Origin of the sequence: Brevibacterium marinum (genome assembly GCF_011927955.1) — a bacterium.
In the GTDB taxonomy this organism is placed as follows: Bacteria; Actinomycetota; Actinomycetes; order Actinomycetales; family Brevibacteriaceae; genus Brevibacterium; species Brevibacterium marinum.
The window spans coordinates 3,337,838-3,362,399 of record NZ_JAATJN010000001.1; the positions used below are offsets into that span (position 1 = coordinate 3,337,838).

The 24,562-nt window shown below is 65.1% G+C and carries 17 protein-coding genes; 8 read left to right on the forward strand and 9 right to left on the reverse strand.

What is annotated here, in order from left to right; all coding sequences use genetic code 11:
* Positions 1-9 precede the first annotated feature (9 nt).
* From BKA07_RS14930 to BKA07_RS14940, 3 genes are all read left to right on the forward strand, one after another.
* On the forward strand, positions 10-2,682 hold the full coding sequence (locus BKA07_RS14930) for a bifunctional acetate--CoA ligase family protein/GNAT family N-acetyltransferase (protein WP_167951582.1): 2,673 nt from the start codon (positions 10-12) through the stop codon (positions 2,680-2,682).
* Between the two features lie 421 nt (positions 2,683-3,103).
* Positions 3,104-3,658 carry a TetR/AcrR family transcriptional regulator gene (locus BKA07_RS14935; protein ID WP_167951583.1) on the forward strand — a complete coding sequence of 185 codons (555 nt, stop codon included), beginning with the start codon at positions 3,104-3,106 and terminating at the stop codon, positions 3,656-3,658.
* A gap of 171 nt (positions 3,659-3,829) precedes the next feature.
* On the forward strand, positions 3,830-6,577 hold the full coding sequence (locus tag BKA07_RS14940) for a DNA gyrase/topoisomerase IV subunit A (RefSeq protein WP_167951584.1): 2,748 nt from the start codon (positions 3,830-3,832) through the stop codon (positions 6,575-6,577).
* Positions 6,578-6,862: 285 nt separating this feature from the next.
* On the opposite strand, the gene BKA07_RS19380 is transcribed toward BKA07_RS14940, so the two are convergent.
* Positions 6,863-8,563, reverse strand: a complete 1,701-nt coding sequence (locus BKA07_RS19380; RefSeq protein ID WP_245161970.1) for an adenylate/guanylate cyclase domain-containing protein — start codon at positions 8,561-8,563, stop codon at positions 6,863-6,865.
* Positions 8,560-9,492 carry a biotin--[acetyl-CoA-carboxylase] ligase gene (locus BKA07_RS14950; protein ID WP_167951585.1) on the reverse strand — a complete coding sequence of 311 codons (933 nt, stop codon included), beginning with the start codon at positions 9,490-9,492 and terminating at the stop codon, positions 8,560-8,562. The genes BKA07_RS19380 and BKA07_RS14950 overlap by 4 nt, the downstream gene beginning before the upstream one ends.
* 67 nt (positions 9,493-9,559) lie before the next feature.
* On the opposite strand from BKA07_RS14950, the gene BKA07_RS14955 reads away from it, so the two are divergent.
* Together BKA07_RS14955 and BKA07_RS14960 are read left to right on the forward strand one after the other, a co-directional pair.
* Complete coding sequence (locus BKA07_RS14955; protein ID WP_167951586.1) at positions 9,560-11,140, forward strand: acyl-CoA carboxylase subunit beta; 1,581 nt, start codon at positions 9,560-9,562, stop codon at positions 11,138-11,140.
* Complete coding sequence (locus BKA07_RS14960; RefSeq protein WP_167951587.1) at positions 11,137-11,472, forward strand: hypothetical protein; 336 nt, start codon at positions 11,137-11,139, stop codon at positions 11,470-11,472. The genes BKA07_RS14955 and BKA07_RS14960 overlap by 4 nt, the downstream gene beginning before the upstream one ends.
* 21 nt (positions 11,473-11,493) lie before the next feature.
* On the opposite strand, the gene BKA07_RS14965 is transcribed toward BKA07_RS14960, so the two are convergent.
* From BKA07_RS14965 to BKA07_RS14980, 4 genes are all read right to left on the reverse strand, one after another.
* Positions 11,494-13,323, reverse strand: a complete 1,830-nt coding sequence (locus BKA07_RS14965) for an MDR family MFS transporter (RefSeq protein ID WP_167951588.1) — start codon at positions 13,321-13,323, stop codon at positions 11,494-11,496.
* On the reverse strand, positions 13,320-14,060 hold the full coding sequence (locus BKA07_RS14970) for a TetR/AcrR family transcriptional regulator (RefSeq protein WP_167951589.1): 741 nt from the start codon (positions 14,058-14,060) through the stop codon (positions 13,320-13,322). Before BKA07_RS14970 ends, BKA07_RS14965 begins: the two co-directional genes overlap by 4 nt.
* Positions 14,061-14,182: 122 nt before the next feature.
* Positions 14,183-14,980 carry a carbon-nitrogen hydrolase family protein gene (locus tag BKA07_RS14975; protein ID WP_167951590.1) on the reverse strand — a complete coding sequence of 266 codons (798 nt, stop codon included), beginning with the start codon at positions 14,978-14,980 and terminating at the stop codon, positions 14,183-14,185.
* A gap of 83 nt (positions 14,981-15,063) precedes the next feature.
* Positions 15,064-16,260, reverse strand: coding sequence for an MFS transporter (locus tag BKA07_RS14980; RefSeq protein ID WP_167951591.1), 1,197 nt, complete (start codon positions 16,258-16,260; stop codon positions 15,064-15,066).
* 220 nt (positions 16,261-16,480) lie between these two features.
* On the opposite strand from BKA07_RS14980, the gene BKA07_RS14985 reads away from it, so the two are divergent.
* Together BKA07_RS14985 and BKA07_RS14990 are read left to right on the forward strand one after the other, a co-directional pair.
* Positions 16,481-18,151: a DUF885 domain-containing protein gene (locus BKA07_RS14985; RefSeq protein WP_167951592.1), complete on the forward strand. Its 1,671-nt coding sequence runs from the start codon at positions 16,481-16,483 to the stop codon at positions 18,149-18,151.
* 80 nt (positions 18,152-18,231) lie between these two features.
* Positions 18,232-18,978: an FCD domain-containing protein gene (locus BKA07_RS14990; RefSeq protein WP_167951593.1), complete on the forward strand. Its 747-nt coding sequence runs from the start codon at positions 18,232-18,234 to the stop codon at positions 18,976-18,978.
* A 17-nt stretch (positions 18,979-18,995) separates the two neighbouring features.
* On the opposite strand, the gene BKA07_RS14995 is transcribed toward BKA07_RS14990, so the two are convergent.
* Complete coding sequence (locus BKA07_RS14995; protein WP_167951594.1) at positions 18,996-19,721, reverse strand: aspartate/glutamate racemase family protein; 726 nt, start codon at positions 19,719-19,721, stop codon at positions 18,996-18,998.
* 50 nt (positions 19,722-19,771) lie between these two features.
* Entirely contained in the window at positions 19,772-21,289 is a 1,518-nt protein-coding gene (locus BKA07_RS15000) for an NCS1 family nucleobase:cation symporter-1 (RefSeq protein ID WP_167951595.1), read from the reverse strand.
* A 783-nt stretch (positions 21,290-22,072) separates the two neighbouring features.
* Here BKA07_RS15000 and BKA07_RS19385 point away from each other — a divergent pair.
* Entirely contained in the window at positions 22,073-22,984 is a 912-nt protein-coding gene (locus BKA07_RS19385) for an endonuclease domain-containing protein (protein WP_245161971.1), read from the forward strand.
* A gap of 140 nt (positions 22,985-23,124) precedes the next feature.
* Here BKA07_RS19385 and BKA07_RS15010 read toward each other — a convergent pair whose 3' ends face one another.
* The gene (locus BKA07_RS15010) at positions 23,125-24,504 is read right to left on the reverse strand and encodes an LLM class flavin-dependent oxidoreductase (protein ID WP_167951596.1); all 1,380 of its coding nucleotides are present in this window, start codon (positions 24,502-24,504) and stop codon (positions 23,125-23,127) included.
* Between the last annotated feature and the right edge of the window lie 58 nt (positions 24,505-24,562).

Genomic DNA, 24,562 nt, shown 5'->3' on the forward strand with positions numbered 1-24,562 from the left:
GCTGGGAGCATGGAAAACTATCCAGCCGAATGGGAAGCCGATGTCGTCCTTCGCGACGGCGGCACCGCCCATCTGCGTCCCATCGTTCCCGACGACGCCGAGGCGCTGTCGAAGATGCACGAGGCACAGTCGCCGGAGTCCGTCTATCTGCGCTTCTTCGCCCCGCTGCCACGGCTGCCAAAACGCGATCTCGACCGGTTCGTCACCGTCGATCACCGTGACCGTGTGGCCATGATCATGCTGGTGGGGTCGGACATCATCGGCGTCGGCAGATTCGACAAGATCTCCTCGACGACCGCCGAGGTCGCCTTCAACATCGCCGACGCCCACCAGGGGCGAGGGATCGGCTCGATCCTCCTCGAGCACCTGGCCGCCGCGGCCCGGGACCTGGGCATCGCCAGATTCACCGCCGAGGTGCTGCCTCAGAACCGTTCGATGCTGCAGGTCTTCCAGGCCGCCGGCTACGAGGTCTCGCGTGGATTCGACGACGGCGTCGTGGCCGTGAACTTCGACATCGACCCGACGGCACGGTCGATCGAGGTCCAGGCCTCACGGGAGCACCGTGCCGAGGCCCTGAGCGTGCGCACGGTCCTCCACCCCGCCTCGGTGGTGGTCATCGGCGCCAGCCGCAAACGCAATTCCACCGGTCATCTCCTCATCCGCAACATCACCTCGGCGAAGTTCACCGGCGACCTGTGGGTCGTCCACCCCGAGGCGGACCAGATCGCCGGTGTGCGGGCGTACCCGAGCCTCGACGATCTGCCGGGCACGGCCGACCTCGCCGTCATCGCGGTGCCCGCTGAATCGGCCACCGAGGTCGTCCAGGAGTGCGCGGCGCACGGGGTCAAGGCCGTCCTCGTCATCTCCTCGGGATTCGCAGAGACGGGAGAGGCCGGAGCCGAGCTGCAGCGGCAGATGGTCTCGACGGCACGTGCCTACGGCATGCGCGTGGTCGGACCGAACTCCTTCGGCCTCGTCAACGAATCCGAGGACATCGCGCTCAATGCCTCACTGGCGCCTTTCCTGCCCGCCTCGGGCACCCTCGGGCTGTTCAGCCAATCGGGCGCGCTGGGCACCGCCCTGCTGGCGGCGGCGAAGAAGCGCGGACTCGGGATCTCCACGTTCGTCTCCGCCGGCAACCGCGCGGACCTGTCCGGCAACGACGTCCTCCAGTACTGGGAGGAGGATCCTGCGACGAAGACCGTCGGCCTCTACCTCGAGTCGATCGGCAACCCGCGCAAGTTCGCCCGCATCGCCCGCCGGGTCTCCCGTGTGAAACCGGTCGTCGTGATCAAGTCCGACCTCACCGGCAGGGAGCTGCCGCCCGGGCACATCGTGCGCACCTCGTCCCTGGCACCGAACACCCTCGATCAGGTGCTCGGGCAGGCCGGGGTGATCAGGGCCGATACGATCCACCAGCTCTTCGACCTCACGCAGGTGTTCTCGACCCAGCCCCTCCCGGCGGGCAGGCGCCTGGGCGTCATCGGCAATTCGGCGGCGATGGCGACCCTCGTCGTCCAGCGCGCCCGCGCCGAAGGTCTGCACGTCGAGGCCGAGCCGATGTCGCTGCATCCCGAGGTCGAGGCGGAGACCTTCCGAGTCGAGGTCGAGGCGATGTACGCTCGCGAGGACATCGACTCCGTCGTCGTCACCTTCACCCCCTCGGCCGGGGCCGAGGAGACCGAGATCGCCTCCCACCTCGCCGAGGCGGCCGCCCGTTCGCAGAAGACGACCGTGGCCTGCTTCCTCGGCATCAAGGGCGTCCAGGACGAGCTGACCACGCATCTCAGCGAGGGTGAAGGTGCCCGGATCTCGCACACGGTGCCCAGCTACGTCGGCCCCGAAGACGCCGTCTGGTCACTGGCCAGGGCCACCGACTATGCGCGTTGGCGCGCGGCCGACCATGGTCATTTCCTCGATGTCGAGGACCTCGACGACAAGGGTGTGCGCACCATCGTCGAGTCGGCGCTCGCCGATGCCCGGCCCGGCAAGCCGGTCCGACTCGAACGGGATCAGGCCGGTGCCCTGCTCTCGTGCTACGGGATCGAGGTTCTGCCCCACATCACGGCCGCCTCGGTGGACGAGGGGCTGGCCGCTGCCGAGGAGATCGGCTATCCGGTCGCGCTCAAGGCGGTGTCCTCTACCCTGCGCCACCGGATGGAGTTGGGCGGTGTGCGTCTGAACATCGACTCACCGGAGGAGCTGCGCGAGGACTTCCACGCCATCCAGGAGACCATCAGCTCCCTGCTCGATGACGAGGAGCCCCTCGTCGACGTCCAGGCCATGGCGCCTCCGGGAGTCCCCTGCGTCATCCGTGCCGGCGAGGATCGGCTGCTGGGACCGCTGCTGTCCTTCTCTCTGGCCGGTGACACGACCGAGCTGCTCGGCGATGTCGAACATCGTGTGGCGCCGCTGACGGACAAGGACGCTGAGGACATGATCCGATCGGTCAAGTCCTCGCCGAGGCTGTTCGGCTATCGGGGGTTGCCTCCGGTGAACATCGATCCGCTCAAGGACGTGCTCGAACGTCTCTCCGTGCTCGTCGAGAGGCATCCGCAGATCCTCGAGCTCGAAATCCACCCGATGGTCGCCACAGTGACACAGGGTCACCTGCTGAGCGTGCGAATAGATCTGCTCACGGATTCCGCGCGCATCGACACGACGCGCAGACTGCTCAGCTGAGACCGTGCGACCGGCGAAGCGGATGCCCCGGCGACCGTTGCACGACGTGATCAGCGAAGGGGCCGGCGGCCGTCGGACGACGTGATCGCCGACCGCATACGACATGCTCGCCGACGGCGCACGAGGTCTTCGGCGACCGAGCTCGAGGACGGTGAATTCCGGTGAGCGTATGCGCATGAAATGACAAGCGGGAGACGAAGATGTGCCCGTTTAGTGAGAACCGACTGGCAGTTTGGCGAGTCTTATACCAATTGTTCTCCATTCCAGGTAGTGTCTGTATCCGTTCGGCACGAAACGTTATGAATTCGTGTTTAAGTGCGTGGTCGACAACATCGGCCATAGTCTGTGGCCAGCCGCTGGCCATCCACCGTTCCACGACACCTGCGTTGCGGGTGCCCCATGAGAGTGAGGCCTGAAAGAAATGATTTCACGAAGAGACGTCGTCACCGACTCCGCGATCGCCGTCGTCGCCGAACAAGGAGTTCGCGGACTCACCCACAGGGCCGTCGACGCCCTGGCCGAGCTGCCGGTCGGCTCGACATCGAACGTCTACCGCACCCGCGACGCCCTGGTCACCGGGATCATGGAGCGCATCGGCGAACTCAACTCCCAGCAGCTCGAGCGTCTGCCGGATCTGCTGCGCGACAGCGGCAAGCCCGTCGACGTCATCACCGTCGACTTCTGCATGAACTGGCTGACTGCCGACCGCAACCGGTTCTACACGATGATCATGCTCAGCCTCGACCCCGCACTGCCCGACGAAGCAGTGGATGCGAAGCAGAAGAACATGCGCAAGATCGACGAGTTCGTCATGCGACTGGCCGATGTCGACGCCGAGATGGCGCGCACGATCAACAGCTCCATCATGGGAATGATGGTCTCCGAACTGATCGCGGGCACCGCCGATCGGCCCAGCGTCGAAGTATTCATCGCTCATTTCCTCAAGTGGCACAGGAGCGCCGCCGTAAGCGCCTGAACGCGTTCGTCAGCACTCCCCCAGCCGACACGGACGCCCCCGAAATCCCGGCTTGAGCCGTAGAACTCAAATCGAACGCTAGAATCGACAGGTGCTCTCCGTTTCGCGTGCGCCGCCTCGGTGCGTGAGAGAGCATCCGGAGCGGAAAATTCGTGCGTCAAAAGGAGTTCCATGACCGAAGGCAGAGTCATCGATGTCGACGTCTCATCCGAGATGGAGAGTTCGTTCCTCGAATATGCGGTCTCGGTCATCCACTCCCGCGCACTGCCCGATGCACGCGACGGACTGAAGCCCGTCCAGCGACGCATCGTCTACCAGATGGGCGACATGGGTCTGCGCCCCGAGCGCGGACATGTGAAGTCCTCCCGCATCGTCGGCGATGTCATGGGCAAGCTCCACCCGCACGGCGACACCGCGATCTACGACGCGCTGGTCCGCCTGAGCCAGGGCTTCATCATGCGCCTGCCGCTCGTGGACGGCCACGGCAACTTCGGATCCCTCGACGACGGACCTGCCGCCCCACGTTACACAGAGGCCAGACTGACCCAGGCCTCAATGCAGATGATCGCCGGCCTCGATGAGGACGTCGTCGATTTCGTCGGCAACTACGACAACACCCTGACCCAGCCCGAAGTGCTGCCCAGCGCGTTCCCGAACCTGCTCATCAACGGCACCTCCGGCATCGCCGTCGGCATGGCCACGAACATGGCCCCGCACAACCCCGGTGAGGTCATCGCCGCCTGCTGCCACCTGATCCGCAATCCCGAGGCCGGCCTGTCCGAGCTCATGCGCTTCGTCCCAGGACCGGACCTGCCCACCGGCGGGCGGATCATCGGGCTCGATGGGGTCCGTGATGCCTATGAGTCGGGGCGCGGGACGTTCCGCACCCGCGCCACGGTCTCGATCGAGAACATCAGCGCCCGCCGAAAGGGCATCGTCGTCACCGAACTGCCCTACCTCGTGGGGCCGGAGAAGGTCGTGGCGAAGGTCAAGGACGCGGTCGGAGCGAAGAAACTCACCGGCATCGCCTCGATCGACGACTATTCGGACCGCAAGAACGGGATGCGCCTGGTCATCGGCATCAAGAACGGGTTCAACCCGGAGGCTGTGCTCGCCGAACTCTACCGGCAGACCCCGCTCGAAGAGTCCTTCAGCATCAACAACGTCTGCCTCGTCGAGGGTCAGCCGCGAACGCTGGGGCTGCGCGAGCTGCTCACCGTCTACCTCGCCCACCGCATCGACGTCGTCCGACGTCGCACCGTCTTCCAGCTGCGCAAGGCCAAGGACCGCCTCCACCTCGTCGAGGGACTGCTCATTGCGATCCTCGACATCGACGAGGTCATCCAGCTCATCCGCTCCTCCGATGATGCGCCCACGGCCCGCACTCGACTGATGGACGTCTTCGAGCTCTCGGAGCTGCAGGCCACCTACATCCTCGACCTGCAGCTGCGTCGGCTGACGAAGTTCTCGCGTCTCGAACTCGAGGCCGAGCGCGACGAACTGCGGAAGAAGATCGACTACCTCGAGTCCCTGCTCGCCGATGAGGCCGAACTGCGCGAACTCGTCGCCACCGAGCTCGAGGCGACCGCGGAGGTCATCGGCTCGCCTCGGCGTACGGTCCTCATCGAAGGATCGATGAAGGAACTGAGCGCCAAGGGCAGGAAGGCTCAGACGGACCTCAAGATAGCCGATTCCCCGTGCCGGGTCCTGCTGTCGACATCGGGGCGGATCGCGCGCACCGCGGACGCCACCGCGCTGCAGCGAATCGGCAAGCGCTCGAGCCATGACGCCCTGCGCTCCGAACTCGTGTCGACGACTCAGGGGAACATCGGAGCGGTGACTTCGCTGGGCCGCCTGCATGTGGTCGATGTCGTCGATCTGCCGGCCCTGCCGCCGGCCGCGACCAGACCGAACGTCGCGGGCGGAGTCAAGATCGCCGACTACGTGGCGTTGGAGAAGAACGAGTCCGTGCTGGGGCTCGTCGACCTCGACCGTGAATTCGCCCTCGGAACCGCAGGCGGCGTCGTCAAGCGGGTATCCGTGGCCGGCCGTCCGAACAAGAGCGAATGGGAGGCGATCACCCTCAAAGGCAAGGACAAGGTCGTCGGTCTTGCTCAGCCGGAGAACATCGATGACTCCCTGGCCGTGTTCGTGACTTCGAACGCCCAGCTGCTGGCCTTCGACGCCTCGGGCCTGCGCGCTCAGGGCTGGACTGCCTCGGGTGTGGCAGGGATGAAGGTCGCCGCCGATGCGCGGGCTCTCTTCTTCGGCATGACGCCCAAGGATGCCAAGACCGATGAGGACGGCGACGCCGACACCAGCATCGGCTCGTTCGCCGTGGTCACCGTCGCCAGCGGTGAGAACTTCTATGGTGCTCCCTCGTCGTCGATCAAGGTCAGCGACTTCTCCGAGTTCCCGACCAAGGGTCGTGCAACCTCCGGCGTGCGGGCTCATAAGTTCCTCAAGGGCGAGACCGAGCTGTCCCTGGCCTGGGTCGGCGACTCTCCGCAGGCGGCGGCTCATGCCGGTGGTGCCAGGACTCTGCCGGCCGAGTCGTCCAAACGCGATGCCACGGGCTCACCCCTCGAATCGAAGATCGACGTCATCGGAGCTCTCCCGCGCCTCGGCGAGGCCGAGACCGCGATCGACGGCGCATCCGGTGGTACCGGGACCGAAGGTGGCGCATCCGGTGGTACCGGGACCGGCAGCGGTGCCGGAACTGGAGGTGCCGTGTCGTCGGGGAAGGCCGAGGAGTCGCGGTCTCAGGGACTGGCGACGAGCCTCGACGGTCTCGATCTCGATGGTGGACACGGGCTCGATGAGGCGAAGGAAGAGATCTCTCGGTCGAAGATGGACTCCGACGACGCCGTCATCGTTTCCCACGATGATGACGATGACGACGACACCGCGCTGTTCTGACCAGACGGGTGACCGAGCAACCGGTAGCTCGGTAACCATGTAACGGGGTCGCTGGGTAGCCGGGTCGCTGGGTGACCGGGGGTAAAAGCTGTCCTGCCGGAATCCGGTGATCGCACTTCCGGGCCACTTCACATGTCATATCTTCGCTGGGAATAGCTCGCACTGCAGGTGTCTAATCCTCGACCGACTGTTCCGAGTGAGAGCGCCGGTGCCTCCCGACACCATCCGCCCGGACTGCTCAAGCCACGTCATCGTGCCACGTGCCCCGACCGTGTGGCCGCTCGCTCAGCTCTCGTCGTCGTCGAGGTCGAGCTGCATCCGCGCCGCTGTGCCGCGCCTCATCTCACCGATGCCGGTCTCCCCCAGTCCCTGCAGAGACAGGGATTCTCTCCGCTCGAACACGTAGGCGTCCGAAGCGGAGAGGACACGGGCAGTGTCCTCATCGGTGAAGATCGTTCCGGGGTCGGCGACGGCGGTGAGTCTGGCGGCCAGGTTGACGCTCGAGCCGAAGATGTCGCCCAGACGTGACAGGACCCTGCCCCAGACGAATCCGACCCTCGCCTGCGGAAGGTTCTCGGCCGCACTCACCTTCTCCATCAGGGTCATGGCGATCTCCGCACCGCCCAGCGGAGTCTCGGCGGCGAAGAACACCTCATCGCCGACGGTCTTGATGACCCGGCCGCCCCCGGTCGCGACGATGTTGTAGGCCATGCCCTGGAATTCCTGGACGAGGTTCGCCAGCTGCCGCGGCTCCATCTTCTGCGACAGACGCGTGTAGGAGACGAGGTCGATGAAGCCGACCGCACGTGCCAACGGCATCGAGGAGTCGTACCACCCCTGCCTGTTGTCGATTGCCAGACCATCGGAGACATTGACATTGAGCCGACCCATCACTTCGGCGAGGTTGCGCCGCCAGGAGTACGTCAGCATCATCTGCAGCGGGTCGACCATGTCCTCGACGACCCGCAGCGCATCGCGCCGGGCCTCGGGGTCGGTCAGACCCTTCTCCTCGGTGAGGAAGTCGACGAGGGTCTCCATCTGCCACACGACCAGGCGGTCGGTGGTCTGACCGATCGCGCGGGCCAGGGACAGCGCGGTGCTCTGATCGATGAGGCCGTCGGCGACGGGCTTCGCCCACATTCGCAGGGCATGGGCGTCGCTGACCGTGTAGGCCTTCTCCGCCTCGTCGGTCTGCGACATCCCCAATGCCCGCCACATCTTGCGCGCCGAGACCGTGGAGATGCCACCGAGCTTCGCCGCTTCACGTCGATCGAGCACCCGTTTGCCGTCGAGGAGTATCTCCTCGAGGCGTTCGGCGGCGCTGCGTGTCTCGTAGACGGTTTCATCCTCGTCGTCATCGTCATCGTCGAGCATCTGCAGTGCCGCGGTGCGCGGATCTTCGTGGAGTCCGTCGGAGAAGTCGCCTCCCGCCGTCTGCGCGGACGTCGCCTCGTCCGTCCCCAGTTCCTCGGCCCGTGGGAGGTTCATCGCCGAGGTGGCAGGCAGATCCTCGTCCCCGTGTTCGATCCCCGGAACGGAGGGCGGCGCCGAGGCGGCCGGGGGCTCGGCGGCATTCGGTGAGGCATCGATGCGGTCCTCGGTGATCATCGGAATCGAATTCGGTCCGAGTCCCGAGTCCGCTCGGTTCTCGGCATCCCGTCTGCGTTCGGTATCGTGTCCTTGACCTGCGTCCTGTGCGTGATCCGCGGCCGGTGCGTCGTCCGCGTCCGCCACGTACTCGGCGGTGTCCGGATCGTCGGTCGAATCGGCATCTTCGGCCGAGTCCGTCGATTCCCGCGCAGCAGAGGAGCTGTGCTCCTCCGATGTGTCGGCCGCAATCGAGGCATTGTGCTCGCCCTCGGTACGATTCCCCTCGGCGCGATGCCCGTCGGGTCGCACCTCGGCGCTGTCGTTGTCGTCTCCGGCTGCCTGCGACCGGTCGGGGACGACGTCGAACTCGGCGGTGAAGTCCGAAATCCCTGTCATCGGCGACCTCCGGCTTCGGTCGATGCGCCCTCCTCGGCCTGTCGCAGGTGATGGACGTCGCCGGCGCTGACACAGATGTCATCGTCGATGATGAGGTCGCCGCCGGCGTCGAGCCCTGTGGCTCGTCCGAAGAGTCGGCTTCCATCGGGTCGCTCCACCCGGACCTGAGTTCCGAGCGTCACCATGTTCGCACGCACCTCATCGCCGACTGCGCTGCGGCTGAAATCGTCTTCGTCATACCCGACAAGCTCCCTGTAGGCAGGAATCAGTGTGCTCAGAACCGAGATTAACAAGTCTTCATGAGCAACTTCTGAACCGTCCGTGTCCTTTTCCACAGCGATCGAGCTGGCGCTCTCACGAGGCAGATCACCCCTTTGGAGCCGAGTGTTGATCCCCATTCCCAGGACGATTCGCGGACCTGTCGGCACAGCCTCGACGCGGGCGAGGATCCCACACAGCTTCTTCCCGTCCTCGGTCAGGACATCGTTGGGCCACTTGAGTACGGCGGGCACACCCGCCTCGGCGATGGCCGACCTCACTGCCTCACCGGCGATCAGCGGAATCCAGCCCCACGAGTCGAAGACGGCCCCGGGCGAGAGCAGGATCGAGAACGTCAGCGACCGTCGGGCGGGGACCGTCCAGGTCCGTCCCAGACGGCCGTGACCGGCATTCTGATGATCGGTGCCGCAGATGCAGAACTCGGCAGGCACCTCGGCGAGGTCTGTGCTCTCCGAAGCAGCGATACGGCGAAAGCGATCCGCGGGTGGTCCGGTGAGCGTGGACTGTCCGCGAACCAGCGAAGCCAACTCGTCGTTCGTCGACGGGCACACATCGTCCCAGACGACGGTGGGGAGATCGAAGCCTCGATCCGCGGCCTTGCGGCGAAGGTAATCAACATCGATGAGGAAGGGACTGTGTTGGCTGTTCACCAGTCCACTTTAGGTTCTTTTGGCAGGAGTGCACAATGATCGCACCGACCGTCGTTAGTGTGGAGGCATGACGGATACCCCACGTACAACAGATGAGCGCATCGACGCTTTCGTCCAGCGCCGGGATGCGGCCCACACCGGCAATGTGAAGTCGGTGGAGAACCAGCACAAGCGCGGCAAACAGACCGCTCGCGAACGCATCGAAGCGCTCCTCGACGAGGATTCGTTTCAGGAGATCGATGAGTTCGCGCGCCACCACAACCACCAGTTCGGGATGGAGAACAACCGGCCCGACGGTGACGGCGTCGTCTGCGGTCTGGGCACGATCGAGGGCAAGACCGTGGCCGTCTTCGCCCACGACTTCACCGTCCTGGGCGGATCGCTGGCCGAGGCGAACGGCCGGAAGATCGTCAAGGTCCAGAAGCTCGCGCTCAAGTTGGGCTGCCCGATCATCGGCATCAACGACTCCGGTGGTGCCAGGATCCAGGAGGCCGTGGGCTCGATCGCCCTGTTCGCCGAGATCTTCCGCCTCAACGTGGCCTCCTCCGGTGTGATCCCGCAGATCTCGCTGATCATGGGGCCCTCGGCCGGCGGCGCCGTCTACTCTCCCGCATTGACCGACGTCACGGTCATGGTCGATCAGATCAGCCACATGTACATCACCGGTCCCGATGTCATCAAGACCGTCACCGGCGAGGAGGTCGGCCACGAGGAGCTCGGCGGCGGACGGACGAACAACACCGTCTCCGGCAACGCCCACTACCTGGCCAGCGACGAGGAGGACGCGCTGAACTACACACGCGACCTGCTGTCGTTCCTGCCGCAGAACAACCTCGATCCCGCCGATGCCGACGAGTTCGAATCGGATCTGTCGACCGGTGCCGAGGACGAGGCCCTGGACGCACTCGTGCCGGACTCGCCGTCCCAGCCCTACGACATCCTCGACGTCGTGACCACCGTGCTCGACGACGCGGAGTTCCTGCAGGTCTCCGAACTCTTCGCACCCAACGTCGTCACGGGATTCGGACGCGTCGAGGGAGTCAGCGTCGCCGTCATCGCCAACCAGCCGATGCAGCTGGCGGGGACCCTGGACATCGATGCTTCGGAGAAGGCCGCTCGCTTCGTGCGCCTGGCCGATGCCTTCAACATTCCGATCCTCACCTTCGTCGACGTGCCCGGCTTCCTGCCCGGAACGGACCAGGAATTCGGCGGAATCATCCGCCGTGGAGCGAAGCTCATCTACGCCTATGGAGAGGCCACGGTCCCGCTCGTCACGCTCATCACACGCAAGGCCTACGGCGGCGCGTACTGCGTGATGGGTTCGAAGCAGCTCGGCGCCGACATCAACCTCGCCTGGCCCAGCGCGCAGATCGCGGTGATGGGCGCCCAGGGTGCTGCGAACATCGTCTACCGGCGCAGGCTCAAGACCGCAGAGGAGGCCGGTGAAGACGTCGAGGGGCTGCGCGAGGAGCTGATCCAGGAGTACGAGGATGCGCTTCTCAACCCGTATCGGGCGGCCGAGGAGGGCTACATCGACGCGGTCATCAAACCGAGCGAGACGCGCAGCCGCATCGTGCGCAGTCTGCGGGCGCTGAAGAACAAGCATGTTGACGCTCCCGCGCGCAAGCACGGTAACATCCCACTATGAGCGAGGATGTGCAGGAGGCCGACACCGAATCGGTCGCTGATGCGGTGTCGGCGGAGGCGTTCGGTGCCGAAGCGGACACCACCGCATCGGTCGAAGACCGATCGCAGGTGCGAGCACACGACGGTCAGCCCGTCAGCGATGAGATGGCCAGCGCCGCCGCCGTGGCCGCAGTCGTGGCGATCCGCCAGGTGGCACTCGCCTACGCAGCCGATCAGGTGGCGGCGCTCGACCAGATGGAGACGGACAAACGCGATCGCGCCGGGTTCAATGCCCCACGTCGCAATGTCCGCAGACCCCTCCCCCACTCCTGGACTCAGACGCTGGGACGCTGAGCTTCCCCGCTCCTCGTCGCCTCACTTCAGACGGTATTGGTCCTTGTCCAGGTCGGCGCCCGGCCCCGTATGAGGGGTGGTCAGCGGACCGTGCCCGTCCTCGACGCTGACCGTGCTCAATCGCTGCGAACCTCGTCTGCCGGCCACCGCCGAGGCGGACGATCCCTCCGATTCCACCGCCGCATCCGCCGTGGCCGAATGTCCGGTCGCCGTGGTCGTGTGTCCTGCGGTGGTCGCATCCTCACTCGAGGCGCTGACGACGCCGCGTTCGGCCCCGCCCATGTCATCGCCGTACACGGCCTCACCGCGAGCCACCATTCCGGCGACGTCGGAGAGCTTGAGCTGAGGCAGGAACCAGGCGAGGACGAACGCGATGAGGAACACCGGCACCATGTACCAGAACGACGGCGCCAGGGCATCGGCATAGGCGCTGACGACCAGATCGTGGATGGGACCGGGCAGCGAGGAAACGGACTCCGGGGTCAGCGAGTCGGTGGTCGGCCCACCCGACCCGGCACCGCCCGGGACCTGCGACATCGCCTCGCCGACCTTGTCGGCCAGTCGGGAGGTGAAGATCGAGCCGAACAGCGCCGTGCCCACGGAGGCGCCGATCTCGCGGAAGTAGTTGTTCGTCGAGGTCGCGGTGCCCACCATCTCCGGAGCCACGGAGTTCTGGATGACCAGGACGATGATCTGCATGACCAGGCCCAGGCCGAAGCCCATCGTGAAGATCATGCATCCGATGAGGACCATCGAGGTGTCCGCCGTCATTGTCGTCATCCACGCCAGGGCCAGACCGGCGATGAGAGTGCCGAACAGCGGATAGATCTTGTACTTGCCCGTCTTCGACACGATGATGCCCGAGACGATCGAGGTCAGCATGACGCCTGCCATCATCGGGAGCATGAGCAGTCCGGATCCGGTGACGTCTGTGCCGGTTGCCATCTGCATGAACGTCGGGAGGAACGCCATGGCGGAGAACATGCCCAGTCCCAGCAGCAGACCGATGCTGGTGGAGAGGACGAAGGTCGGGTTCTTGAACAGGCCGATCGGGATGATCGGGTTGCTGACCTTGGACTCGACGAAGACGAAGATGAGCGCAGAGACCACGGTGCCGATGATGAGGCCGATGATGGTCGGCGAGCTCCAGTCGTAGTCGTGCCCGCCCCAGCTGGTCACGAGGATCAGCTGTGAGGTGGCCATGACCATGAAGACGATGCCGAGGAAGTCGACCTTCTTGTCCGACCTGTGGCTGGGCAGCTTCAACGCGAAGAGGGCGATGCAGAAGGCGATGATGCCGATCGGGACATTGATCCAGAAGCACCAGCGCCAGTCCATGTGCTGGGTGAAGAATCCGCCCAGGACCGGGCCGAGCACGCTCGAGATCGCGAACAGTCCGCCCAGTGGTCCCATGTACTTGCCGCGCTCGCTGGCGGGGATGATGTCGGCGATGATGGCCTGTGACAGGATCATCAGACCGCCGCCGCCCAGGCCCTGGAAGCCGCGCCAGGCGATGAGCTCCCAGAAGTTCTGTGACATGCCGGATCCGAACGAGCCGACGACGAAGATCGCGATCGCGACGAGGAAGATGATCTTCCTGCCCCACATATCGCCGAACTTTCCGTACAGCGGCATGACGATGGTCATCGCCAGCAGATAGATGGTGACGAGCCAGGCCTGGTGCTCGACGCCGTCGAGTTCGCCCACGATCGTCGGCATGGCCGTCGACACGATCGTCTGGTCGAGCGTCGCCAGGAACATGGCGGACATGAGAGCCGAGAAGATGAGGACGATCGTCTTCTTGGTCAGGACGATCGGTTCCTTCGCAGGTGCTGCGGTGGCTGAGCTCATGCGGATTCCTCCTCGAAGATGTTTCGCAGTTCCCCGAACAGCTCGTCGATGATCGGGGCGGGATCGCCCTCGACCTTGCGCAGACGTATGAACGTCGCCTTGATCGACATCATCGCCAGCGCGGCCAGAGCCTCGGCGCGGGTCGAGACCGGCACCCCTTCCTCGTCCGTGGGCTTCTCATCGACAGCTCGAGTCCCGGTGTTCAGCGCTCCCCCATCGAGGCGACGTTGGATCATCTCCCGGAACAGACGCTCGTTGTTGCCCATGCGCGACATCTGAGCCTGCATGAGCGAGGGGTCCTGCTTCATCAGCTGGTGATACTGGTGCATCTCGTCGCGCTTGCCCAGGCGAGTCCGAATCACCGAGGCCAGCAGATGTTGGAGATCGGCCAGGAGCCGTCCGTTCGGACCACCTGCCTCGAAGGCTGCGATATCGGGCTGATCCTCCTCGTCGAAGACGGTGTCGGCGCGACCGAGCAGGGCTTCCTCTTTGCTTGAGAAGTAGTTGAAGAAGGTGCGTCGTGAGACTCCGCAGCGTTCGCAGATGTCTTCGACGGTGACATTGGTGTAGCCGTTCTCGAGCGCGAGGTCGAGGGTGGCCTGGCGCAGAGCCTGACCGCGTTCGCGTTTCTTCCGCTCCCGCAGCCCTTCGGATTGTTCGGCGTCGCCGCCGGCGTCGGCAGACTCGGCCGGAGCAGAGTCTGCGCGCGTGGGTTCGCCGGAAGATGTGAAATGCATAATCACATTATTGCACTCGGTGCATTTTTGCCTCAAGTGCAACTATCGTGTTCTGCGGCACATTCCCAGCCGGGGGCCTGGATCTCCTCGACTCTTCCTCAGCACCCCGAGCCGCGCGTTCGTCAGTACCCGAGCTTCGCGTTCGTCAGCACGGGAATCGCCTCGGCGGCCTTGTCTGCCCCGCCCAGGTCCACCTCGACGATCTCGAGGGCCTCGTCGCCCTCGAGTGAGGAGATGACGTGGCCGAATGGGTCGGAGACGAGGCTGTGGCCGACACCAGTGGGCCCCTTCTTCGGCACCTCGACACCGCTGACCTCGGGATCGGCCTGGCCGAGGGCGGCGACGAACATATTGCTGTCGAGCGCACGTGCCCGGGCGAGGGTCTGCCACTGCTCGACCTTGCCCTTCCCCGCTCCCCAGGCGGCGGAGACGATGGCGAGCCTGGCACCTCGGCGACTGAGCTCGGCGAACAGCTTCGGGAACCGGATGTCGTAACACAGGGTCAGCCCCACGTCTTCGCCACCCAGATCGATGACGACGGGATCCTCACCGGCGACGACGGTGTCGGACTCCTTGAATCCGAAGGCGTCATAGAGGTGGATCTTCGCATAGTCCCGACGCTCACCGTTCGGCGAGTAGACGGCGAGCAGATTGATCACCTTCTCACCCGAGATCGCGAACTCACCGACGATCACGCTCAGGCCGGCCGCGGTGGCCACCTGCGCCATCTCGGTCCTCCACGACTGAACCTGCTCCTCGGCGACCCGGCGCAGTCCGGGACCGAAGGCCGACATCGTGGCCTCGGGGAACACGACGAACTCGGCACCCGCCTCGGCGGCCCTGTGGGCGTAGTCCCTGACCTTGTCGAGGTTGTCCGCAACCGTGGTGGTCGAGTTGATCTGCGCGAGTGCGAATTTCATGGTCGGTCCTTACCAGCCGGTGATGGGAACGTTGTGCTCAGGCTACCGTGCCCGCCCGACACGAGGAACCGGTCGGGACGCCCTCAGCCGAGGAACTCGCGTCCGGGGCGGCCGCCTCGGTAACGGCCGTGGACGAATGTGTAGACCACAGCGCCGAGGACGACGAGCCCGGCGCAGAGCATGAACATTCCGCTGCCGCCGGTCAGCGGCTTGATGGCACCGAGGATGATCGGCCCGATCCCCGAGCCCGCATCGAGGAGGAGGAAGAAGGAAGAGGTGGCCACCGGCACTCGCGCCATCGCCACGGACTTCACCGCGATCGCCTGCATGCACGGCATGAGCGAGCCGAAGCCGAGGCCGACGAAGATTCCGGCGAGGATGATCCCGGGCATGGTCGGCCACATGGCCAGCAGGACATTGCCCACGAGGTTGAATGCGAACACCGGATAGATGACGAAGTTGTCGCCGAGGACGTCCTGGAGGCGGCCGACGAACAGTCGTGCGACCAGGGAGGCGACGGCGAAGGCGACGAAGAACAGTGACGCTGCCGCCGGAACCCCGCTGTCGGCCGCATAGCCCGCGAGGAACACGAGCGCAGCGGCGTAGGCGATTCCGACGATGAGCATGATCGCGCCGATGCGCAGACCCGCAGGGTCGACGAGGGTGGACAGCTTGAGGTGCCATTTGCTGCGCCGCTGATAGTCGCTGAGCTCCTGCTTGGGCAGCCTGATGATCAAGCACAGGCTGAAGGCGACGATCGACATGATCGCCGAGGCCGCGAAGAGCATGGGAAAGTCGTAGGCACGGGGAAGCACCACGCCCAGATACGGGCCCAGGGCGGTGGACAGGGTGGTCGCCGTACCGAAGTATCCGGTGCCCTCGCCTCGGCGGGAGGAGGGGATGACGCTCTGGATCGCCGTCATGATCGCCGTGTTGCCGGCCCCGAAGGCGATGCCGTGGATGATGCGGATGGCGAAGAGCCACACCAGGGTGTCGGCTAACATATAGGCGACGGAGGCGAGGATCGAGATCGCCATCGTGATGATGAGCAGTTTGCGGCGGCCGATGAAGTCGAGGTACTTCCCGGTCAGCACACGGGCGACGACCGCGCCCACGACGAAGGACGAGGACGCGAATCCGGCTGCGGCCTCTCCGGCGGCGAACCGGGCGACGGCATATCCGGCCATGGACGTCATGAGGAGGTAGAACACCATCGACATCGCCAGGTTGAGACCGATGCCGACGATGAAGTCCTTGGTCCATAGCTGTGCCCGTGCCACTGAAGATCAGTCTCTCTTCCTGTCGAATGATGAGCCCCCGGACTGGTCCGCTGTGATCAGGGCGGGAACCTGTCCATGCTATACGGTGACCCGTGCGGGTCAGGCAGGCCGGTCTGTGATCTCGCTCCGCCCCTCCGGGCCTCCCACCGCCGGGACGGCCGGCCATCGGCGATCGATTCGTCAACGACGGCTGTGTTCTCAGTCATATAGGGTGAGGTACATGACCCAGAAGAGAACGCCCTCGGCCATCGATGCCGTTGCCGAAGAATACGTCGACAGATCACTCGCCCTCTCCCCCTCGCTCGCCCTCTACCTCGGATTGGACGGGGCGAAGGGCTTCGACGACTTCTCCCCCGCCGGCCTGGCAGCTGCCAACGATCTCACCGTCGAGACCCTGGCCAAGCTCGCCGAAGCCGAGAAGTCGGCCGAGCTCGACGACGTCGATCTCGTGACCATCGATGCGATGCGCGAGCGCCTGTCGGTCGACCGCGACTACTATGAGGCCGGTCTGGATCACTCGAGCCTCAACGTCATCGAGTCCCCGCTGCAGTCCATTCGCGACGTCTTCGACCTCATGCCCACCGAGACCGCCGAGGACTGGGAGACGATCGACACGACGATGGCCGCCGTGCCCGACTCCGTCGCCGGCTACCAGGAGTCCCTGTCACTGGCCAAGAGCCGCGGCCAGGTCTCCGCCCGCATCCAGGTCGAGAAGGTCATCGAGCAGGCCCGGACGCTGGCCGAGTCGGGAAGCAGCTTCGACCTGCTCGTCGCCGGTGCCACCGAAGTGCCATCGGCGCTGCGCGACGACCTCGACACCCACGCCGAGGCGGCCCGTGCGTCGTTCTCCGGCCTCGCCGATTTCTTGGGTTCGGAGATCCTGCCGGCCGCACCCGAGAACGAGGCCTGCGGTCGCGAGTCCTACGCCCTGCACTCCCGAAACTTCCTCGGCGCCGAGGTCGACTTCGACGAGACCTATGCGTGGGGACTCGAGGAGCTCGCGCGCATCGATGCCGAGCAGCGACGCGTCGCCGAGCGGATTCAGCCCGGCGCCGACCTCTTCGAGGTCATGGAGACACTGAATGCGGATCCCGAGCGGACGCTGCACGGGGCCGAAGGGCTGCGTGAGTGGATGCAGAAGGTCGCCGACGAGGCGATCACCGAGCTCGGCCAGTCCCACTTCGACATTCCCGAGCCCGTGCGCACGATCGAATGCATGATCGCTCCCTCCGCCACCGGCGGCATCTACTACACGGGACCCACCGACGACTTCTCCCGTCCGGGCCGCATGTGGTGGTCGGTGCCCGACGGCGTCACCGAGTTCGCCACCTGGCAGGAGAAGACCACCGTCTATCACGAAGGCGTGCCCGGCCATCACCTGCAGGTCGGCCAGGCCACATACGTCTCCGACACCCTCAACCGCTGGCGTCGCCTCATGTGCTGGGTCTCCGGCCACGGTGAAGGCTGGGCCCTCTACGCGGAGAAGCTCATGGCCGACCTCGGATTCCTCGACGACCCGGGGGACTATCTGGGCATGCTCGACTCCCAACGCCTGCGTGCGGCTCGGGTGGTCCTCGACATCGGCTTCCACCTCGGACTCGAAGCCCCGGCCAGCCTCGGCGGTGGGATCTGGGACCGGGAGAAGGCCTGGCAGTTCCTCACGGACAATGTCGCCATGGACCGGTCCTTCCTCGCGTTCGAGCTCGACCGCTACCTCGGCTGGCCGGGACAGGCACCGAGCTACAAGATCGGCCAGCGGCTGTGGGAGCAGTTCCGCGACGAGGCCAAGACCGAAGCCGGAGCCGACTTCGACCTCAAGGCCTTCCATACCAAGGCCCTCAATCTGGGATCGGTCGGCCTCGACACCCTCGGCCGGGCGATGAAGCGCTGAACGTCGATGCGCCGGCCGCCGGCCTCTGTGTCGGCGAGCTCGGCTGAAGCGTTGACGAACACTGGTGGGAGAATGACCGCGTGAAGAACAACGACAGCCCGGACAGCGACAGCAAGCGCTCCGAGACCGTGCGCGTCACCGAGGTGCTGCGCGACGAGATCATCGACGGCGACAGGCTGCCGGGAAGCAGGCTGGTCGAGAGGAATCTCGCGACCGAACTGGGCGTCAGCCGAGTGCCCGTCCGCGAGGCGCTCAAGCAGCTCGCCTCCGAAGGACTCGTGGTCAATCGGCCGAACACTTGGTCGACCGTGCGCGAATTCTCCCCCAGTGACATCGCCGACCTCAATGAGGTGCGGGCAGTCTTCGACGTCCTGTCCTTCGAGCTCGCCGCGCAGCGACACAATCGGGAGGGGCTTGCCAGGCTCGAGGCCACGATGGCCCAAGGCAGGGAACTGTCGAAGGCAGGCGACGCGGTCGGTGCCCATCGCTCTGCCGCGGATTTCCATGCCATCGTCACCGAGCTCTCGGGCAACCGGCTCCTCGTCGAGATCGGTGAACTCCTCGACTCCCGCATGCGCTGGCAGCTGAGCCAGCACGACGACCTCGACTTCGTCGCGACCGAGCACGCCCAGCTCTACGACGCGATCGCCCATCGAGATCAGGCGAAGGTCAAAGATCTCGCCGCCCGTCATCTCGGCACGAGTCAGGAACAGCACGACAAGCACAAGGAGCGCCTGGCGCGGGGCGTCGGCGAGGACGCGAGCTCGGGCACCGGCGACGATTCAGTCGATGGCGCGGGCACAGACGATCACGACGCGCCGAGCTAGCTGGGCAGCCGGCTGCATCACGCTGCGTTGAACGGCCACCCGCTCAGCTGCTTCGGCCGAGCCGGTGCATAGGTGCGGACCTTCGAGGTTCTCAGTCCCAGCCCCACGAGCGATTCGGCCAGCTTCACCGCGGCGGTGACCCCGTCGACGACGGGCACCTCGCACCGATCGACGATGATCTGCTTGAGATCCGCCATACCCCCGCACCCGAGGACGATCGCTTCGGCACGGTCACGATCGACCGCCTCGGCGGCCTGATCCGCGATAGCGGCCACGGCACGATCCGGGTGGTTCTCGAGTTCGAGCACGGCCATTCCCGAGGCCCTCACCGAGGCGCAGCGCGCACTCAGCCCGGCCAGCAGCAGCCTGTCCTCGATGAGCGGAACGGTGCGATCGAGGGTGGTCACCACGGAGTACCGGTGGCCGAGGAACATCGCCAGGGCAGCACCCGCCTCCGTGATGTCGATGACGGGCACGTCGAGGAGCTCCTGCAGTCCCTCGCGCCCGTGTTCGCCGTACCCGGCCTGGATGACGGCGTCGAACTCGCCGGGATGCTTCATCACCGCATCCATGACGCCCAGGGCCGCGAGATAGCTTTCGACGTTCCCTTCGCAGGACTCCGCTCCGAAGCTGGGAGTGAGTCCGATGATCTCGGTGTCCGCCGCGGCGACTTCCCGCGCCGCGCCGGCGATGCCCTCGGTCATCGATTCCGTGGTGTTGACGTTGACGACGAGAATTCTCATGGTGCGCTCTCAATCAGAATGGTGTGGTCTCGATCAGTGTGTGCGCTCGATCAGTGAGTGGTCGGCACGGCGATCTCCTCGCCGTCGACCTCGCGGAAGGTGAAGTTCCGGCGGGCGATGACGAAGTAGATGATCGCCGCGAGTCCGGCACCGCTGAACCAGGAGAACTCCGAGAGACCGGCGAACGCGGGAACCAGGGCGAAGACGAGCGAGATGACCGAGGCAGGGATGAACGCGCCGATCGCACGCCAGTTCACTCCCCGGTGGTAGAAGTACTCGCCGTCGCCCGCCTCGGTGTAGAGCTGGGGCACGTTGACCTTCGTCTTCCGGACCACCCAGTAGTCGACCATGATGATGCCGAACAGGGGTCCCAGCAGTGCGCCGAGTCCGCCGAGGAAGTAGACGATGACGACGGGTGAGTCGTAGAGGTTCCACGGCAGGATGACGAATCCGATGATCGCGCTGATGAGAGCGGCGCTGCGGAAGTTGAGGTGGCGCGGGAACAGGTTCGTCAGCGCATAGGTCGGTGCGACGAAGTTCGCCATGAGGTTGACCGCGACCGTGAGGATGAGCAGCGCCAGTGACGCCAGGGCCAGCAGGATCGGGCTGCCGATCGTCTGGACGATGTCTGCCGGTGAGGTGATGACGGTGCCGTCGATCTTGTACTGGGCGCCGGCCAGCGAGATCACGACGAGGCCGAAGACGAGCATATTGATCGGGATGCCCCAGAAGTTGCCGACGACGATGGAGCCCTTCTTCTTCGCGGCGCGGGTGAAGTCGGAGAAGTTGAGCACGAACGTGCCGTAGATCGAGACCCACAGAGATCCCCCGCCGAGGATGTGCATCCACATCGGCCACCCGGAGAGGGCGCCGTCGCGGGCCCAGGAGATGGAGAAGCCGACGCGGGAGAGCATCCAGACGGCCAGTGCGAGGAAGGTGACGAGGATGATCGGTCCGGCGATCGCCTCGTATTTGCGGATCATCTCCATGCCGTAGCTGACGATGACGACCTGGATGACCCACAGGAGGCTGAAGGAGAACCAGCCGAGGCCGGAGAGTCCGAGGAATTCGGTGTCGGCCCAGGTCTGCAGGCCCGGGATGAGCGTGATGAGCAGGACGTTGAGCACGCTCGAGGCCAGGTAGGTCTGGATGCCGAACCAGGCGATCGCGACGACGCCGCGCACGGAAGCCGCGAGTTGGGCACCGTGGATGCCGAAGGCGATGCGACTCATCACCGGGTAGGGCACTCCCGTCTTGTGCCCCATGAAGCCCGAGAGGGTCAGCAGGAAGAAGAGCAGAGCGGCGCCGACGAGAAGCGCGACGAGGATCTGCCAGGCACCGAGGCCGAGCGCGAAGAGACCGAGGGCGAAGCCGTAGTTGCCCAGGGAGTGGACGTCGTTGGCCCAAAGGGTGAAGACGCTGTACGCGGTCCAGCTTCGGCCTTCCTTCTTGCTGGGCGCCAGGTCCGCGTTGTAGAACCGGGGACTGATGCGGTGCGCTGCCAACTGTTCGGGGCTGGGGCCCATCCAGTTGGGCGCGGATTCGTGTGCGGTCTCAGTCGTTGCCATGTGGTTCGCTCTAATCTGACATGCACATCGCTGGGATACCAAATCTCGGATCACAGCGCTGTGGCGGCGAGTTCTGTCGATATCAGCGTAACTTGAGTCACATGTGATGCGCAATGGCACCATGGCGAGGTCTGCCGATATTCGGCTTAGCTACAGTGATCGTTCGAGGTGTTCCGCCGCTGGTCACGTGCCTCACAACACATTCGAGGCTTTGAAGTATTTGGCATACCATTAAGTTCTCGATGCGATGGACAGGTGCGCTGAGCATATCCTCCGGCGGCCTTTCCCCCTTTCCAGCTCAGGCGGCCTTTCCCCTCCAGCCGAGGCAACCTTCTCCCCCTCCACCGCAGGCACCCACCAGGCAGCGCAGGCAGCAGAGGAACGGCAGCGACTCTGGTTCCGCCGCTGCCGACGTTGTTTCCGCTGCACTGCTGCCGCACGATCCGTCATAGTCCACTTACGGTCGATTCTTGGGGATATTTCGACCATCTGCCCACGACCACGAGCCGGCGATGAGCCAGCTGCGGTCCACTGAACGAGCTTCGCGCCCGGTGGGCTGGTTAAGGAGATCCTCGACCTGGGTGCACAGGCCGCTTGGCGAGCGGCACCACTGGAGTGCATACGGCCTGTGGATGCCAGAGCACCGTCCACAGGAAGTTGCGCAGCTGTTCTGTTGGCGTCTGAACAGTGTCACTGTCTTGGGCTATGACGACGACTCGCAATTCCAGACGATCCACGACCTCGGCGACGCCGAGCCAGCACCGGCTCACGGGGAATCGGCCGGTGCAATTCATCACCGCCCCCGTACCTTTCACCCGCCATCAGGCGCCGAGTCTGGGTCTCACTCTCTATCGGCTGAAGACCGATCCTCGCTACCGCAAGCTCTACCATGGAGTGTGGGTCGACACGCAGCCCGCGACCGAGGTCATCGCTCCGCTGTGGGCCGATCATGAGTGGGCGCTGAAGCAGATGCATCTGCGGGCCCTGCTCCGACTCTACGACGACGTCGCGGCCTGCAATGTCACCGCCGCTCGCCTCTACGGACTCCCGCTTCCACCCGGTATGGACGAGGGCCGTATCCACGTGACCACCTCGTCGCTCAACGCTTCGAAGTCGCGCCGTGGCGTGGTGGTCCACCGCTATGGTGGCTTGAGAGTCTCAAGCTTCTTCGAGCTGCCTCTGATCTCCGTCCCACAGCTGTTCATCGAACTTGCACCGATCGTGACGGTTGACCAGCTCACGGCGATCGGCGACGCGGCCATAGGCCGGTGGACCAACGGACCGCTCACCTCGCTCTCGGCGCTGAGGGGTGAAGTCGCTGCCCGTGACCGCATTCGGGACAGACGGACTGCAGAGCAGGCCCTTGACCTGATTCGCGAGGACGTCGATTCTCCGCGGGAGACCTGGTTGAGACTCTGGCTGATCCGTCACGGTTTCCCGGAGCCTGTCATCCATCCGGAAATCGACTGCCCGGTCATCCCCGCTGTTCTTCACCCGGATCTCGGATATCCCGAGTCCAAGGTGGCGATCGAATACGAGGGCGACCACCACAGACGATCCGACGATCAGTTCGCTGCAGACAATCAACGACTCGAGGCGTTGACTGCCGAGGGGTGGACGGTGCTGAGAGTGTCGAAGAGAACCAATATGACGCAATTCGGACGATTGCTCAGAAGCCACCTCGCATCCGGGTGACCTCGCGCCGCCCAACGCCTCCGACGGGGCGATACTCTGCCGGTGATTGTGGGCAGACGGTTGAAAGAATCGGAATCTTCGACCATCTGCCCACAACCACGCCGAGTAGAATGCTGCCGCCCCGCGGCCGGGGCATCACTTCACACCAGGGCGTCGGCACCCAAACGGAATCCGGCTCCCTTGTGGTCATCGGCCAGGCGAGGCCCCTGCCCGGTGAGCTGCTCCCGGACAGTGGCGCCCTCGACCGGCTCGGGCAGCAGTCCGCGGCGGCGCAGTTCGGGCGAGACGTACTTCGCGAAGCGTTCGGCGTCGGCTGGGCGGACGGCTGCGGCGATGTTGAAACCGTCGATGTCGGCCTCGTCCATCCAGCGCTCGAATTCGTCGGCGATCGTGGCGGGTGAACCGGTGATGACGGGTCCGCGTCCGCCGATGGCGACGAACTCTGCGAGGTCACGTATGGTCCAGGTCTTGTCACCCGCCATGGTGGTGAAGGAGGCGAGCGCGGATTGGTTTGCGTCGGTGGCGACGTATTCCAGCGAGTCTTCGGGCTTGGCGCCGGAGAGGTCGACGCCGGTCCAGCCTCCGAAGAGGGAAAGGGCCGATTCGGTGTCGACGTAGCGCGTGTAGTCGGCCAGCCTGGCCTCGGCGGCTTCGTCGGTGTCGTCGACGACGACGGTGGCGAGCGCGAAGATCTTCACGCTGTCGCGGGCCCGTCCGCGTTCTTCGAGGCCGTCGCGGACCTTGTCGACCCAGTCGCGCAGGATCTGCGGGATGGGGCCGGAGAAGAAGATCGCCTCGGCGTGGTCGAGGGCGAATTCCTGCCCCCGCTTGGAGGCACCGGCTTGGAACAGCAGAGGGGTTCCCTGCGGTCCGGGAACGGCGAGCGCCTGACCGGGCACGGTGAAGAACTTGCCCTCGTGGTTGATGTCGTGGACCTGCTCGGGGTCGACGAAGGTGTTTGCCTCGGCGTCGGCGCGCAGGGCTTCGGGGCTGATGGAGCCTTCGAGGAGTTTGTACATGACGTCCATGAACTCGTCGGCCCGGTCGTAGCGCTCATCGTGCGGGATCTGGCCCTTGAGTCCCAGGTTGCGGGCCGCGGAGTCCACGTAGCTGGTCACGATGTTCCAGGCCACGCGCCCATCGGTGAAGTGGTCGAGGGTCGTCAGCGTCCTCGCCAGCAGGTAAGGCTTCTCGTAGGTCACCGAGGCGGTCACACCGAAGCCCAGCGTGCTCGTCGCCGCGGCCATGGCGGGCACTGCAACGAGGGGGTCGAGGAGCGGGAACTGGACTCCCCCGCGGTTGGTGACGTCGGCGTTGCCTCCGTAGACGTCGTACACGCCGAGGATGTCGGCGAGGAACAGGGAGGAGAACCCGCCCTCTTCGAGTGTCTTGGCGAGGTCGGTCCAGAAATTCAGCTGGGTGAATTCCTCGACCCGGGATTCGGGGTGCCGCCACAGTCCTGGTGACTGGTGGACCGGGGTCATCATGTCGAAGGCGTTGAGAATGATCGGTTTCGTCATGGGGTGTCTCTTTCCTTGTCGGTGCAGATATCAAAAGCGGGGCCGCGTGTTCGCGGTC